Here is a 13,188-nt window from a genome sequence, read left to right as displayed (position 1 = left end):
ATATAGGTCAGAGTTAACAGAGCATGCCAGCGGGTGAGTGGCATGAATAATAATATGGAGATGTGGGATGGGATTGATCTGGTGGATTTTGCCAGCCGTGGCAGGCGTGATTGGCCTGATGCTGCTTTTTGCCGGCTTCGGGAAACTCGCGAAGCTGAAACCGCTCGGCGGTGGCTCGCGCCTGTTGTTCGGCGTCGGCTTCCTGGGGCTTGCCGGGATAGTGGCCTTTGCGGGCCTCAACCTGCAAACCTACAAGCGCCTGACCTTTGAGCGTGATGTCGCGAACATCAAGTTTGCCGCCGTGGACGGTTCGCCCGGCACCTACCATGTCGACGTGACATTTTCGGATGGCCAGAAACTGCTGGAGTCCACAGGTGCGCAGCCGATCCTGCGCGGCGACCAGTTCGAGATCGGCGCGCAGGTCATCAAGTTCCTGCCTGTCGCCAATATGCTCGGCTATGATTCAATCTACCGGCTGGAATATCTCGAAGGACGCGATGCGCGCCGTTTCTCCTCGGAGGCGGTAACCGAGGCCCAGACCAATGGTATCGCGCTTTCGCAAAATCCCGGGCTGGACGTGCACGCGCTGGCCGAGAAAGAAGGCAAGCGTTTCGGCATCGATGCGCAATACGGCTCGGCCACATACCAGCCGATGGGTGACGGCTTCGAATATAATGTTAACATCACGCAGGATGCGCTTGTCGCCCGGCCAACCGAGGCCACGAAGGCGCTGATCCAGAAGGGAACCTATCCTGGTTTCCAGTCGACGAACGGTGGCTGACATGAACCCCTGGGAACGCTACGTCGTGCCAAACCTGATCGCGTGTGCCTGTGGCTCCAAGCCGATCATGAAGCAGCGGGAGAAAGTTGTTCCGAAGGCTGAGGGCCGTGTGCTTGAGCTCGGCTGCGGTTCGGGCACAAATTTCGCCATGTATGATGCCAACAAGGTCGAGCGCCTGTTTGCGCTAGAGCCTTCGCCCGGCATGCTGGTCAAGGCCCGCCGCGAAGTCGGAACGCTCGGCTTTGGCAACCAGATCGAATTCATGGAAGCAGGCGCCGAAGCCATTCCGCTGGAAGATGATTCTATCGACACCGCAGTCATCACGTTCGTGCTTTGCACGATCCCGGACTGGAAATCAGCGCTGGCCGAGACTCGGCGCGTATTGAAGCCCGGCGGGCGGATCCTGTTTTCCGAACACGGACTGGCACCGGATGAAGGCGTCGCAAAATGGCAGCGCCGGATCGAGCCGGTATGGAAGCCCCTGGCCGGGGGGTGTCACCTGACGCGGGACGTGGCGGCAATGTTCACCGAAGCCGGTTTTGCGCTGGAAGATGCCGAAACCATGTACCTGCCATCGACTCCCAAAGTGGCCGGCTTCGTCAGTTGGGGCGCCGCACGCGCGGCCTGATAAGAATGCGCACACCGCCCTACCTGCCCTATCTCGCAGGATCGCCAAGCCTTTCGCCCGGCCTTAAGCCGATTGATCCGGACAAGTGGCTTCTGCCCGATTCCGAAGCGAAGGACTGGCTGCCTGAAAAAACCGTTCTGATGCGAACGCACCGCGATCAGGTGTTTGCCGATACCGGCATTCCGGAAGCCATCGCCGAGACGGCGGATGCTGTTCTCTCCGTTACCGGCCCCGGCGAGGCAAGCTGGGACAGCCCGCTCGAACAAGCTGCAGGGCGAGTCTCGGACGATCTTTGCCTGCTCCTGCCGGACGATACCGGACGGTGGACGCTGCGGGCGGCCAGCCTTGTCGCGCCCACATACTGGACGCTGGCGGAAAAGATCGACCAGCCCCTGGCGGGCCTGCACCACACTGTGCCTGCCGCCAATCCGGGTCTCGTCTCGCGCATTTCGCGCATGTTCGACGGCCTGTCCTCCGGCACTGTGCTGGAGCGGTTCAACTGGACCGTTCAGGCAGGTCCCTCACGGTTCACGCCAAGCAGCGAGCCGCTGAAGGCAATGGCGCGCGCCGCCCCGGACGAGGCCGCGCTGGAATTGCTGCATTTCCGCGTCGAACGCCAGACGATCTCGAAAATGCCGCAGACAGGCGTCGTCGTGTTCACGATCCGCACCTGCGTTGATCCGTTGGCGGCGGCCCTGCCGGACGCCGATCATGCGCGCGCGTTTGAAGCGGCGTGGGACGGCATCGATCCGGCGCTGGGCGACTACAAGGGCTGGCCATCCTATGAGCGGCTGGTGCGGGCGGCGCTGGCGCAGCTGGCTTGAAACGGGCCCCGGGTGGACGGATGGCGCGGCGCCGCCTAGAGCAGGCCCGGACACGGAAACACCGGAGACACACATGAAATACTGGCTGATGAAATCCGAACCCGATGCCTGGAGCTGGGACCAGCAGAAGGCGAAAGGCGAGGCGGGCGAGGAATGGTCCGGCATCCGCAACTACACGGCGCGCAATTTCATGCGCGACATGAAGCTTGGCGACCAGGTGTTCTTCTATCATTCCAACAAGGGGCTGGAAGTGGTCGGCATCTGCGAAGTCAGCGCCCTCAGCGCGCCGGATTCCACCACCGATGACGAACGCTGGGACTGTGTCCACATCCGTGCGCTGGCCGACATGCCAAAGCCCGTGACGCTGAAAGCCGTCAAGGCCAATCCGAAACTGGCCGAGATGAGCCTCGTCAAGTCGTTCCGCCTGTCGGTTCAGCCTGTACTGGCGCCGGAGTGGAAGGAAGTGTGCAAGATGGGCGGGATCGATCCGAAAACGCTGAAGCCGGTCTAGGCTGTCGCCATGTCCATCGCGGCTTCGCAATGGATGCGGGCGGTGTCGTAGACGGGCAGGGGGCTGTTGGCCGGGTTCAGGACAAGCCCGATTTCGGTACAGCCGAGAATGATGCTGTCGGCGCCGCGCGCGGCGAGCGCCTGCGAGATCTCGATATAGCGATGCGTCGTTTCCCGCGTGACGATGCCCTTGACGAGATCATCGAAAATGATGCGGTGGATATCGTCGCGTTCTCCCTGTTCCGGCACCAGCGGCGGCATTCCGAACGCATTGGCGAGATAGTCCGGATAAAACGGCTCTTCCATCGTGTAGCGCGTGCCGAGCAGGGCGGGCGACCGCCGTCCGTCGGCCCTGAGGCGCGCCGCCGTGGCGTCGATGATGTGGAGGAAGGGGATATTCAGGGCCTGCTTCAGGGGCGCGGCCACCTTGTGCATTGTGTTCGTCGCAAGGAGGACCAATCCGGCGCCGGACTGTTCCAGACGCTTGCCGGCCTCGACCAGCTCGCGTCCGGCGTCGTCCCATGCGCCTGATTGCTGCAGTGCCTGTACATGACCGAAATCGAGCGCGTCGATCATCACGCGGGCGCTGGTATTGCCACCCGAACGGGCGCGCGCGAGTTCGCACAGCGTCTCGTAATAGATGACCGTCGAGGCTGGCCCCATGCCGCCGATAATGCCGATCGTCTTCATCCGCGATTGCCTTCCTCGAAGCTGGCGAGCGTCCATTCGGCAAATTGCGCGAGGTCGCCGCCCGTGAACAGGAAGCCCGCCACGCCGGCGGCGCGCGCCGCCTCGATGTCGGTTTGTTTGTCACCGATGAGAAAACTCGCCTCCCGTTTCACGGGGAAGTCTGCCATGGCTTTCAGCAACATGCCCGGCTTCGGCTTGCGGTCGAAACTGTCGCGCCGGTAGCGTGGGTTTTCGCCCGCTTCATGATAGGGGCAATAGTAAACGCGGTCGACGGAGGTGCCCTTTTCGCCGAGCTGGCCGAGCATCCAGTCGTGCAGAACGTGCATGTCGTGTTCACTGTAGTAATCACGCGCGATTCCGGACTGGTTGGTAACGACGAAAACGAACCATCCGCGCGCCTTGAAGGCCGCAATCGTCTCGATTGCGCCTTCGATCCATTCAAAGTCGGAGACCTTGCTGACATAGCCCTTGTCGACGTTGATGACGCCGTCGCGATCGAGGAATAGAGCAGGGCGCTGATGGTTCATCTTGGCGCTGTTTGCCTGTGTGCCGCCAAAGTTGCAACACCTTCCCCGATGTCAAAACGACTGGACCTGCCCGGTAAAACGGGGTTGTCTGAGCACTGAAGGGCCGACAAGAGTCCTCAACCAAGACCCATGGGAGGGCAAATCTATGGAACAATATCTACCGCTCATTCTGAGCGCCGTCGGTGGCACGGTGCTCGGTCCAATTATCTCGAAGCTGGTCGGTGGCAGCGGCACCGGTGGAATCGTCGGTGGCATTCTCGGCGGACTTGGCGCGCATTTCGGTCTCGATGCGGCCAGTATCCAGGTGCTGGGCGACGCTGCAGCCGGGGCGACGTCGCCCATGAACATCGTTAACAGCCTGCTCGAAGGCGGCGTCGGCGGTGGCGTGCTCGGCGTGGTCGCCGGCATGGTGATGAAGAGCAAGGGCTAGCGCCTCGGCGCTCTGACTCACATTTTCTAGGAACACTTGGCGGTCCGGCCTCAGCCGGGTCGCCTTTTCTATTCGGCTGTAGCCGGCAACGCAGTGCGGTTTTCGCGCACCCCGCGCATGAATGGCACAAGGGCGAGAAGGGTCAGAAGCGCTGCGAGCAGGAAAGCGGCCCCGCCGAACTGGAATGGTGCGCCGTCATGCGTGAAGTAGTAGAGCACGCCATTCATGGCCAGCGGGCCAAATATCATGGCCAGTGAATTCAGGCTGGCGCTTGCGCCCTGCAGTTCTCCCTGGGCATTGCGCGGCGTCAGGGTCGACATGAGGGAGTTGATGGCGGGTCCGGTCACGCCGCCAAGAGAGCCGATCGGGATGATCGCGTAGACGATCCATGCTTGTCCGGCGAACGCATAGGCAAACAGGCAAATGGCGCTCACTCCCATACCCAGCAGGGCGGTGCGCACCGTGCCGATCCGGTTCAGGATCACGCCCATGAGGCCAGCCTGCACGACCGCAGCGCCGACACCGACCAGGCCGAGCGAGAAACCGATTTGCTTCGGACTCCAGTCGTAGCGGATTTCGCCATGGACCGACCATGTTGCAGGGAAGACATTGTGAGCGAGGGCAAAGATGCCGGCGGCGATGAGAAACCATGATACTTGCGGCAGCTTGGAAAAGTGCTTGGCTGCGCCGAACGGATTGGCCCGCTTGATGCTGAAGGCGCGGCGGTCGGTTTTCTGAAGGGATTCCGGCAGCACGAAGAAGCCGTAACAGAAATTCAATGCGGCGAGGCCGGCAGCCGCAAAGAAAGGCGCCCGCGGGCTGATTTCACCGAGGAAACCGCCAATGACCGGCCCGAAAACGAAGCCGAAGCCGAACGCAGCGCCGATCATGCCGAAGGCCCGGCCCCGGTCCTCCGGCTCGGTCACGTCGGCAATATAGGCATTGGCAGTCGAATAGGTCGCGCCGGAAATGCCCGACAGGGCACGGCCGATAAAGAGCAACCAGATCGATCCGGCAAACCCCATGATCAGGAAATCGATGGCAAGCGTGCCGATCGACACCAGAAGGACAAGCCGACGCCCAAAATGGTCTGACAGGGCGCCCACAGTTGGCCCGAACAGGAAGTTCATCAGGGCATAGGTTGCGGCCAGGAGGCCCAGCCAGATCGTGGCATCCTCGGGCGGCACATTGATCATGTCCTGTACGAGGCTCGGGATGACGGGAATGATCAGGCCGAAGGCCAGCATGTCGATGGCAACGGTCACCAGAACGAAGAGGAAGGCGTTCTTGCCGTGTTTCCGGAGGGCAGGGGCATCGGTCATGATCACGCTTTGGGTGGGAATGCAGGAAAGGTCAATCGCGTCGCATCATGGTTGCGTGAATTCCCTCGAACTGTAACTTTCTCCGCGTGCATGCGGCGCAACAGATTTGCCGGATGGCATTTAATGGGAGTAACCGTGCCATGGCAGAGGGCATACCGGTCACGCGAACGGACGCATCTGAGTCACGCGTGGCGGACATCCGCGACGCGGTACGCGCCACGACGCGACTGGGCGGCGGACCCGAGGCATCGCGCCTCGCGCAGGTCGACGACGCGCCGGCCTTGCTGGCGTTCCTGTCGGACCCTGCTGTTCATGCGCCGATCTATTCCCTGCCGCGCCCCCTGACAGAGGCCAATGTGCTGGCTTTCATCGCGGACCACCTTGCCCAGCGCGAGGCGGGCGAGGGCCTGCTGTTCGTTCGCGATGACGGCGCGGGGACGATCCTCGGCTACAGCGACATTCAAATCTGGCCCAATTGGGCGGCGGGCGAACTGGGCGGTGCACTGCATCCCTCGCAGCACCGTCAGGGCCGGGGCACGCGCGGCGCGGCAGAAAGCTTCGCATGGATGTTCGAGGCGCTGCACCTCGACCTGATCTGCGAAACGGCGAGCCTTGAGAACACGGCGACGCAGCGCATGCTCGACGGGTTGGGATTCGAGCGCAAAGGCGAGGTGACGAGCACCCGTCCGGACGGCACGACGCGCGCCTCGCTGGTCTGGGAAATGGCGCGGGATGACTGGTTCCGCCTGCATCCGGCCTGATCGTCAGAATGCGCCGTGGCGGCCCTTGCCTTTCGTGAAGGCGGTGGCGCCTTTCAGTGTCTCGCCGGATTTCAGCACATCGAGGCCCCCTTCGACTTCGGCCGTCAGGGCGTCGTCCATGTCCAGGCTCCACTGGCGCATCGCCGACAGACGGTCTTTGCGCATGCAGGTTTGCGGGAAGGCAGCGATGTCATTCGCGAGCTGCATGGCGCGCTCCAGGGCCTTTCCGGCCGGCGCGGCATAATTCGCGAGACCGATGGCGAGCGCTTCGTCCGGGCCAACCTCGCGGCCGGTGAGAATAAGGTCCATGGCGCGCGAGGCGCCGATGAGGCGGGGCAGGCGGATCGTGCCGCCGTCGATCAGCGGCACGCCGAAGCGCCGGCAAAACACGCCGAACCGGGCCGTGTCTGACGCGACGCGCAGGTCGCACCAGAGTGCGAGCTCTAGTCCGCCTGCCACGGCATAGCCTTCGACTGCGGCAATGACCGGTTTGGAAAGTTCTAGCCGTGTCGGGCCCATCGGTCCCATGTCACCGTCCGGTCGCACCGGGTTTCCCTTGCCTGCGGCAACTGCCTGCAGGTCTGCGCCCGCGCAGAAATTGCCCGCGGCGCCGGTGAGGATGGCGACCGACAGGCTGTCGTCGTTATCGAAGGCCTGGAACGCTTGGTAAAGCGCGACAGCCGCCTCCCGGTCCACCGCATTGCGCCGGGCCGGGCGGTTGATTGTGACGACGAGCACATTGGCTTCCCGCCGGGTCTGGACCGTATCGACCTTGCTCATCTCAGGGTGCCGCCTGTAGCGGACTGCCCGAGGAAAGGCACGATCCGGTTGAGCAGTGTCGGAACGATCTTCTCCGGCAGGTCGTGCCCCCATTTGTCGATGACCTCGATGTCGGCGCGTGGGATGCGCCGGGCGATATCCTGACCGGCCTCTGGCCTGATCAACGTGTCGATCGCGCCGTGCAGCACCAGGGTCGGATGGGCGACAGTCTCAAGGCGTTCATGCCAGCGCGGCTGGGCGAGAATGGCGGCATATTGACGGGCAACGCCTGCTGGACGGTCGGACCGCGCCATCGCAGCGATGGCAGCGGCGCGGATTTCATCGTCCGGCATGCGGATGTCCGGATGCGAGCCGTAGGCGGCGCGCCCCTTCACGGCCAGGTCGGCCACGGCGTCCGGTGTCCTCTTTTCAGGAACGGCTGTCAGCGCGGCGGTGGCCTCCGGCGTTGACGGCGGGAGTGACGGGTCGCCGGACGTTGTCATTACGGGGATTAGCGCACGGACGCGTTCGGGATGGTTCAGCGCCATGAGCTGGACGATCATGCCGCCCATGGATACGCCGAGCACGTCTGCCTGCTTCGCGCCGAGCGCCTCGACCAGAGCGGCGGCATCGGCCGCCATGTCGTTCAGCAGGTAAGGTACGGCTTCATGCATCGGCTTGCCCGCCGCGATGCCCTTTACGATGTCGCGTGGAGAAGGAGGGATTTGCCCGGCCAGTTCCGTGGTGAGGCCGATATCGCGATTGTCGAAGACAACCACGCGGCGACCGGCATCGGCCAGGCCCCGCCGGAAACTGTCCGGCCAGGATGTCATCTGGCTGGAAAAGCCGGACACGAGCAGCATGAGCGGGTCATGGGGCGACCCAACCGCTTCGTACTCGATTTCGATACCATTCGCCTTGATGCGCGCCATGTCCGGTCTCCCTGCCTGCGATTGTTTTGAGCAGAGTAGAGGCCATGCCGCTGGGGCAGTAAAGCTACCGCCCGAGTTCCTTCATGGCCTCGTCGAGGCCGCCGAGGGTCAGTTCGAACATGCGGTGGTCGCCGATCAGTTCGCGGATCAGCTTGATCGAGCCGGTATATTCCCACGCGCCTTCCTTGACCGGGTTCAGCCAGACAAGGTTCGGGAAACGCTGCACGAAGCGCTGCAGCCAGATGCCGCCGGCCTCCTCGTTCCAGTGCTCGACCGATCCGCCGGCGTAGGTGATCTCGTAGGGGCTCATCGTCGCGTCGCCGACGATGATGACCTTGTAGTCGGACGGGAACTTGTTCAGCACGTCCCAGGTCGGGATGCGGTTGTTCATGCGGCGGCGATTGTCCTTCCACAGGCCTTCATAGGGGCAGTTGTGGAAGTAATAGTATTCGAGGTTCTTGATCTCGGACTTGGCGGCCGAGAACAGTTCTTCCATGATCCGCACATAGGGGTCCATCGAACCGCCGACATCGAGCAGCAGGAGGACGGAGACCGCATTGCGCTTCTCGGGGCGCATCTCGATGTCGAGATACCCGCGCCGCGCCGTGTTGCGGATCGTCGAGTCGAGGTCCAGTTCGTCCGGCGCGCCCTTGCGGGCCCATTTGCGCAGGCGCTTCATGGCGACCTTGATGTTGCGGGTGCCGAGCTCGACACTGTCATCGTAATTCTTGAATTCGCGCTTGTCCCAGACCTTGACCGCTCGGCGGTGGCGGGATTTCTCCTGGCCGATGCGGACACCTTCGGGATTGTAGCCATTGGCGCCAAAGGGAGACGTGCCGCCGGTGCCGATCCACTTGTTGCCGCCTTCATGGCGTTTCTTCTGCTCTTCGAGGCGCTTCTGCAGCGTTTCCATCAGCTTCTCGAAGCCGCCCATTGCCTCGATCTCGTCCATCTCTTCCTTGGACAGGAATTTCTCGGACATCTTGCGCAGCCATTCTTCCGGCAGGTCTGTGACGTCCACGGCGTCAGCCATGCTGTCGAGACCCTTGAAGACATGGCTGAACACTTTGTCGAACTTGTCGATATTGCGCTCGTCCTTCACCAGGGCCGATCGTGACAGATAGTAGAAATCGGTCACCTCCATGTCGATGACCTGCTTGTCCATGGCCTCCATGAGCATCAGGTATTCCTTCAGCGTCACCGGCACTTTGGCTTCACGCAGTTCATTGAAGAAGTTGAGGAACATGGGCAATCTTTCCTGTCGTAAGAGGTAAAGATAGTCCGCCTTGGGCGCCATGTCCAAGCTGACGCAGCGAAAAGTCAGCCGCTCATGTCCAGTTCACCCCGGCTGGCCTAGGAAAGGGCCATGTTGAAGGCACTCCTGACCCTGCTTGCCAGCCTGTCTGTGGCGTCGCTCGCGCACGCGGGGGCGCCCGGCTGTCGCGAGCCCGCCGAGTCGGCATGCATGTTCGACGCGATCTGGGAGGCCGCAGGCGCCCTGCCAGCAGAGAAGCAGGCGCGACTCCAGCCGGTCTTCCTGGAAACTGTCGGCCGGACCGGCAATACGGCCCTGCTGCGGTCATGGCAGTCGAGGCTCGGCGCGCCGGCCCACCACCGCACGCCGCAAATCGATTATGCGGGGCAACAGGCTGAATCCGTTGTCGCCGAATCGGGATGGAGCGGTTTTGAACAGCGCGCGCGGGCCGGGACTGTGCCCTTCAATATCGGCCGGCCCGAAATCATGGCCGCCGGCGTACGCCTCGCGACCGACGCGGCCACTCAGCGCCGACTCATGGACGCGATGTTCGACCTGGCCCAGACCAAGGCAACGAGGGGCGGCCTCGGCGACAATTTCGAGAAGGGTGATTTCGGCCATGTGCTGGCCGAGCTTTCGATGCAGCGCTGCGACCTTGCGAGTTTCGACCGCGCCATGTCGCTGACAGCGGCGCCTGACAGCCTGCGCTATGCCCTTTGGCGGTCCCGGATCACCGGAAATGCCGGCCAGCTGGCCAGCCGCATCCGGTCCGAGGCTGATGCCGACGACACGCGCCATGTGCGCAATGCACTGGAAGGCTATGGCCCCATCGCTGCGCTCGGCTATTGCCGAAACTAGCCGATGAGACAGATTGTCAGGCAGGCTTCCCGATCCCGGTGAACCGGTTCATAAGGATCGACCATGACTGAATTTGACGACGATATGGCCGACCCTGACGGCGATCCACCCGAAGCGATTTGCGGCAACAAGGAAGTGGGCGCGATCGCCCACCTCTACCGTGCTGAAGTCTACCGCTCGACGGTGTGGCGCCAGCGTCTCGACCAGACCACCAACTGGGCAGTCATCTCCACCGGCATCGGCCTGTCGGTCGCCTTTGCCAATGCGCAGGCCTCGCCGTTTCCTATCGTGCTTGTCGGCGCGCTTTGCATCGTGTTCCTGACGCTGGAATCGCGCCGCTACCGCTTCTTCTATGTCTGGCGGTTCCGCGCACGGGTGCTCGAGATCGCCTTCTATGTGCCGATGCTGCGCGGGCAGGGGGCCCGAATCCCGCTCGACCGGGGTACAGCCCTGTCGGACGATTACGAAAAGCCGCAATACCGGATATCCAACATACGTGCGATCGGCCGGCGCCTGCGCCGCAACTATGGCTGGCTGTTCGCCATTCTCGGCGCAGCCTATTTCGCCAAGATCGCCATCCATCCAACGGATGTGGAAACCTGGTCGCAATTCGTGCGCCGGGCCCATATCGGACCGATTCCCGGCTTGGTCGCCATCGGTTTCGGCCTGTTGTTCCACGCCATCTGGATCACCATCGCCGTCAAGACATGGATGGACGAGCGCTACGACAAATCAAAGATGGCCGACTTCCTGAACAGCCGGCAGGATGTCAACCAGCGCGAAAATGCCCAGGCCGAGATGGATATTCTGGGGCATTAGGCACCGCCGAACTAACACATCGTGGAATTGAAAGAGGCGGGCCGTATTACGGCCCGCCTCTCGCGATTTCGGTATTGATGTCGAGATTTCAGCCCGCCGGGCCGCGGCGGCCGCCGCCGGGGCCGTCCTGGCGACGCGAGAGGAAGGCGAGGCGCTCGAACAGGGCAACGTCCTGCTCGTTCTTCAGGAGCGCGCCGTGTAGCGGTGGAGTCAGGCGCTCGGGATCTTTCTCGCGCAGCGTTTCGAGGTCGATATCCTCGTTCATCAGCAGTTTCAGCCAGTCGAGCAGTTCGCTGGTCGACGGCTTCTTCTTCACGCCCGGCAGTTCACGCATGGCGTAGAACGTGGTCAGCGCATCTCCGACCAGCTTCTTCTTGATCTCCGGGAAGTGCACGTCGATGATTTCGCGCATCGTCTCTTCGTCCGGGAATTTGATGAAGTGGAAGAAGCAGCGGCGCAGGAAGGCGTCCGGCAGCTCTTTCTCATTGTTCGACGTGATGATCACGATCGGGCGGACCTTGGCCTTCACGACCTCGTTGGTCTCGTAGACAAAGAATTCCATCCGGTCGAGTTCCTGCAGCAAGTCGTTCGGGAACTCGATGTCGGCCTTGTCGATCTCGTCGATCAGCAGGACGGGGCGCTTCTTGGAGGTGAACGCCTCCCACAGCTTGCCCTTCTTGATGTAGTTCTTGACGTCCTTGGCGCGCTCTTCGCCCATCTGGCCGTCACGCAGGCGGCTGACCGCGTCATATTCGTAGAGGCCCTGGTTGGCCTTGGTCGTCGACTTGATGTGCCACTCGATCAGATCGCAGCCGAGCGACTTGGCCACTTCGATGGCCAGCACGGTCTTGCCGGTGCCGGGCTCGCCCTTGATCAGCAAGGGGCGCTCAAGCGCGATGGCAGCGTTGACGGCCACTTTCAGGTCATCGGTGGCGACGTAGTCCTTGGTGCCTTCAAAACGCATGGGGCGGGGTCCTCTTGTAAACGGTTGAGGCCACAATAGGCTGCGGGCCGTGGGGAGCAAGCTTTGACGTTAGGGGAGGCCTGACATTCGGTGCAAAAGTGACAATCAGGTCTTTCCCTAGCGGAAATCACTTCGCTTCGTATGTAGATTATGCTATATGGAATAGGCCATGCGCGCCGCCGTAGTGCACCAGCTTCAGCTAAGTGTCGCGCCTGTCAAGACTTGCCATTCCCATGCAGGAAAGGCGCTTCCGGGCAGGTGCAGGCCGTATGATCCAAAATGCCCGATGACAACGGCCGCATGGCACATTAACTTTCTCCAAGCCCCAGCCTGCTAGGTTCGCGATCCTTAACGTGTGGCAATCATGCGTTAACGCCTTTCTGCAAAATTCATCGAATTAGGCAGAATTGGATTCGCTTGAGATGCCCTTGAAGCTTTCCCTGAAGCCCGGCGAGACATTCGTCGTCAATGGCGCAGTTGTGCGCAATGGCGACCGTCGCGGCGTGCTCCTCTTGGAAAACCAGGCCCGTGTCCTGCGTGAGAAGGATATCCTGCGCCCGGGCGACGCGACCACACCGGTGCGGCGCGTTTATTTTGCCATCATGCAGATGTACCTGCTCGGTGAAATTGACGGCTCAGCCTATGCGCAAGCTGCAGAAGCCATTGCCGCGCTGCTTTCGATCGTTGGTGATGATGACGAACGGGCCGCCGTCCTTGAGATTTCTGCCGACGTCGCCGCCGCTGACCTGTACCGCGCGCTCAGTCGTTGCCGCAAGATCATGACGGCTGAGACGGCAGGGTGCAGCTGATGGCGGATGGCAGTGTCATGCGCGCTCGCTCGCAACCCGGCGCCCCCCGCTTGAGCCTCGACGAGGCGATATCCCGGCTTGAAGCCGGGCAGGGCGATGGAATCATTGTCGATCTCGGCGATGGCCGAACAGCGGTGGCCGACGGCCATCGCGGCGATGACGGCCTGCTACAGCGCTTGCGCGGGCACCGCATGATGGTGGCTCTGGCGTCCGGCGCGGCCGACCTGTCCAAGTTTTCCGCAGCGGCTGACTCTGTCAAAGTCGCACCGCTTGTGCAGGAAATCCTCGACGCTGCCGTCCAGAGAGACTAGGGGCCTCG

At 62.3% G+C, this 13,188-nt stretch carries 17 protein-coding genes; 10 read left to right on the top strand and 7 right to left on the bottom strand.

From position 1 onward, the window contains the following. Positions 1-67 precede the first annotated feature (67 nt). From AC0L7I_RS01050 to AC0L7I_RS01035, 4 genes are all read left to right on the top strand, one after another. Positions 68-781 (top strand): hypothetical protein, encoded by a 714-nt coding sequence (locus AC0L7I_RS01050; RefSeq protein WP_473397681.1) that lies wholly within the window; start codon positions 68-70, stop codon positions 779-781. A gap of 1 nt (position 782) precedes the next feature. Beyond that, a complete protein-coding gene (locus AC0L7I_RS01045) occupies positions 783-1,409 on the top strand; it encodes a class I SAM-dependent methyltransferase (protein ID WP_473397680.1) in 627 nt (208 codons plus the stop codon). Positions 1,410-1,414: 5 nt separating this feature from the next. Next, positions 1,415-2,233 carry a heme-dependent oxidative N-demethylase subunit alpha family protein gene (locus AC0L7I_RS01040; RefSeq protein ID WP_473397679.1) on the top strand — a complete coding sequence of 273 codons (819 nt, stop codon included), beginning with the start codon at positions 1,415-1,417 and terminating at the stop codon, positions 2,231-2,233. Between the two features lie 73 nt (positions 2,234-2,306). Next, entirely contained in the window at positions 2,307-2,744 is a 438-nt protein-coding gene (locus AC0L7I_RS01035; protein ID WP_473397678.1) for an EVE domain-containing protein, read from the top strand. On the opposite strand, the gene AC0L7I_RS01030 is transcribed toward AC0L7I_RS01035, so the two are convergent. After that, positions 2,741-3,433, bottom strand: coding sequence for an aspartate/glutamate racemase family protein (locus tag AC0L7I_RS01030; RefSeq protein ID WP_473397677.1), 693 nt, complete (start codon positions 3,431-3,433; stop codon positions 2,741-2,743). The genes AC0L7I_RS01035 and AC0L7I_RS01030 overlap by 4 nt on opposite strands. Continuing rightward, complete coding sequence (locus tag AC0L7I_RS01025) at positions 3,430-3,960, bottom strand: D-glycero-alpha-D-manno-heptose-1,7-bisphosphate 7-phosphatase (RefSeq protein ID WP_473397676.1); 531 nt, start codon at positions 3,958-3,960, stop codon at positions 3,430-3,432. Before AC0L7I_RS01025 ends, AC0L7I_RS01030 begins: the two co-directional genes overlap by 4 nt. 145 nt (positions 3,961-4,105) lie before the next feature. Here AC0L7I_RS01025 and AC0L7I_RS01020 point away from each other — a divergent pair, with 145 nt between their 5' ends. Beyond that, entirely contained in the window at positions 4,106-4,390 is a 285-nt protein-coding gene (locus AC0L7I_RS01020; protein ID WP_473397675.1) for a hypothetical protein, read from the top strand. 68 nt (positions 4,391-4,458) lie between these two features. On the opposite strand, the gene AC0L7I_RS01015 is transcribed toward AC0L7I_RS01020, so the two are convergent. Then, positions 4,459-5,712, bottom strand: a complete 1,254-nt coding sequence (locus AC0L7I_RS01015; protein ID WP_473397674.1) for a TCR/Tet family MFS transporter — start codon at positions 5,710-5,712, stop codon at positions 4,459-4,461. Positions 5,713-5,852: 140 nt separating this feature from the next. On the opposite strand from AC0L7I_RS01015, the gene AC0L7I_RS01010 reads away from it, so the two are divergent. After that, on the top strand, positions 5,853-6,473 hold the full coding sequence (locus tag AC0L7I_RS01010; RefSeq protein WP_473397673.1) for a GNAT family N-acetyltransferase: 621 nt from the start codon (positions 5,853-5,855) through the stop codon (positions 6,471-6,473). Between the two features lie 3 nt (positions 6,474-6,476). Here the strand turns inward: AC0L7I_RS01010 and AC0L7I_RS01005 are convergent, their stop codons facing one another. From AC0L7I_RS01005 to AC0L7I_RS00995, 3 genes are all read right to left on the bottom strand, one after another. Further along, a complete protein-coding gene (locus AC0L7I_RS01005; protein WP_473397672.1) occupies positions 6,477-7,253 on the bottom strand; it encodes a crotonase/enoyl-CoA hydratase family protein in 777 nt (258 codons plus the stop codon). After that, positions 7,250-8,164 carry an alpha/beta fold hydrolase gene (locus AC0L7I_RS01000; RefSeq protein WP_473397671.1) on the bottom strand — a complete coding sequence of 305 codons (915 nt, stop codon included), beginning with the start codon at positions 8,162-8,164 and terminating at the stop codon, positions 7,250-7,252. Before AC0L7I_RS01000 ends, AC0L7I_RS01005 begins: the two co-directional genes overlap by 4 nt. A gap of 64 nt (positions 8,165-8,228) precedes the next feature. Beyond that, complete coding sequence (locus AC0L7I_RS00995; protein WP_473397670.1) at positions 8,229-9,410, bottom strand: vWA domain-containing protein; 1,182 nt, start codon at positions 9,408-9,410, stop codon at positions 8,229-8,231. 120 nt (positions 9,411-9,530) lie between these two features. Here AC0L7I_RS00995 and AC0L7I_RS00990 point away from each other — a divergent pair, with 120 nt between their 5' ends. After that, on the top strand, positions 9,531-10,277 hold the full coding sequence (locus AC0L7I_RS00990) for a hypothetical protein (RefSeq protein WP_473397669.1): 747 nt from the start codon (positions 9,531-9,533) through the stop codon (positions 10,275-10,277). 63 nt (positions 10,278-10,340) lie between these two features. Next, complete coding sequence (locus tag AC0L7I_RS00985; RefSeq protein WP_473397668.1) at positions 10,341-11,096, top strand: DUF2270 domain-containing protein; 756 nt, start codon at positions 10,341-10,343, stop codon at positions 11,094-11,096. An 88-nt stretch (positions 11,097-11,184) separates the two neighbouring features. Here the strand turns inward: AC0L7I_RS00985 and AC0L7I_RS00980 are convergent, their stop codons facing one another. Further along, positions 11,185-12,060 (bottom strand): AAA family ATPase, encoded by an 876-nt coding sequence (locus tag AC0L7I_RS00980; protein WP_473397667.1) that lies wholly within the window; start codon positions 12,058-12,060, stop codon positions 11,185-11,187. Positions 12,061-12,482: 422 nt separating this feature from the next. Here AC0L7I_RS00980 and flbT point away from each other — a divergent pair, with 422 nt between their 5' ends. Both flbT and AC0L7I_RS00970 read left to right on the top strand, forming a co-directional pair. Next, positions 12,483-12,869, top strand: coding sequence for a flagellar biosynthesis repressor FlbT (flbT, locus tag AC0L7I_RS00975; protein ID WP_473397666.1), 387 nt, complete (start codon positions 12,483-12,485; stop codon positions 12,867-12,869). Further along, positions 12,869-13,180 (top strand): hypothetical protein, encoded by a 312-nt coding sequence (locus AC0L7I_RS00970; protein WP_473397665.1) that lies wholly within the window; start codon positions 12,869-12,871, stop codon positions 13,178-13,180. The genes flbT and AC0L7I_RS00970 overlap by 1 nt, the downstream gene beginning before the upstream one ends. Positions 13,181-13,188: the final 8 nt, after the last annotated feature.

This window comes from Hyphomonas sp. J20-32 (assembly GCF_055808555.1).
Note: the sequence above shows the minus strand (reverse complement) of the source record. Positions and strands in the feature narration are given on the sequence as shown.

Coding starts and splice junctions, on each gene's coding strand:
- AC0L7I_RS01050 (WP_473397681.1), top strand. CDS start 68: ATGGGATTGATCTGGTGGATTTTGCCAGCCGTGGCAGGCGTGATTGGC.
- AC0L7I_RS01045 (WP_473397680.1), top strand. CDS start 783: ATGAACCCCTGGGAACGCTACGTCGTGCCAAACCTGATCGCGTGTGCC.
- AC0L7I_RS01040 (WP_473397679.1), top strand. CDS start 1,415: ATGCGCACACCGCCCTACCTGCCCTATCTCGCAGGATCGCCAAGCCTT.
- AC0L7I_RS01035 (WP_473397678.1), top strand. CDS start 2,307: ATGAAATACTGGCTGATGAAATCCGAACCCGATGCCTGGAGCTGGGAC.
- AC0L7I_RS01030 (WP_473397677.1), bottom strand. CDS start 3,433: ATGAAGACGATCGGCATTATCGGCGGCATGGGGCCAGCCTCGACGGTC.
- AC0L7I_RS01025 (WP_473397676.1), bottom strand. CDS start 3,960: ATGAACCATCAGCGCCCTGCTCTATTCCTCGATCGCGACGGCGTCATC.
- AC0L7I_RS01020 (WP_473397675.1), top strand. CDS start 4,106: ATGGAACAATATCTACCGCTCATTCTGAGCGCCGTCGGTGGCACGGTG.
- AC0L7I_RS01015 (WP_473397674.1), bottom strand. CDS start 5,712: ATGACCGATGCCCCTGCCCTCCGGAAACACGGCAAGAACGCCTTCCTC.
- AC0L7I_RS01010 (WP_473397673.1), top strand. CDS start 5,853: ATGGCAGAGGGCATACCGGTCACGCGAACGGACGCATCTGAGTCACGC.
- AC0L7I_RS01005 (WP_473397672.1), bottom strand. CDS start 7,253: ATGAGCAAGGTCGATACGGTCCAGACCCGGCGGGAAGCCAATGTGCTC.
- AC0L7I_RS01000 (WP_473397671.1), bottom strand. CDS start 8,164: ATGGCGCGCATCAAGGCGAATGGTATCGAAATCGAGTACGAAGCGGTT.
- AC0L7I_RS00995 (WP_473397670.1), bottom strand. CDS start 9,410: ATGTTCCTCAACTTCTTCAATGAACTGCGTGAAGCCAAAGTGCCGGTG.
- AC0L7I_RS00990 (WP_473397669.1), top strand. CDS start 9,531: ATGTTGAAGGCACTCCTGACCCTGCTTGCCAGCCTGTCTGTGGCGTCG.
- AC0L7I_RS00985 (WP_473397668.1), top strand. CDS start 10,341: ATGACTGAATTTGACGACGATATGGCCGACCCTGACGGCGATCCACCC.
- AC0L7I_RS00980 (WP_473397667.1), bottom strand. CDS start 12,060: ATGCGTTTTGAAGGCACCAAGGACTACGTCGCCACCGATGACCTGAAA.
- flbT (WP_473397666.1), top strand. CDS start 12,483: ATGCCCTTGAAGCTTTCCCTGAAGCCCGGCGAGACATTCGTCGTCAAT.
- AC0L7I_RS00970 (WP_473397665.1), top strand. CDS start 12,869: ATGGCGGATGGCAGTGTCATGCGCGCTCGCTCGCAACCCGGCGCCCCC.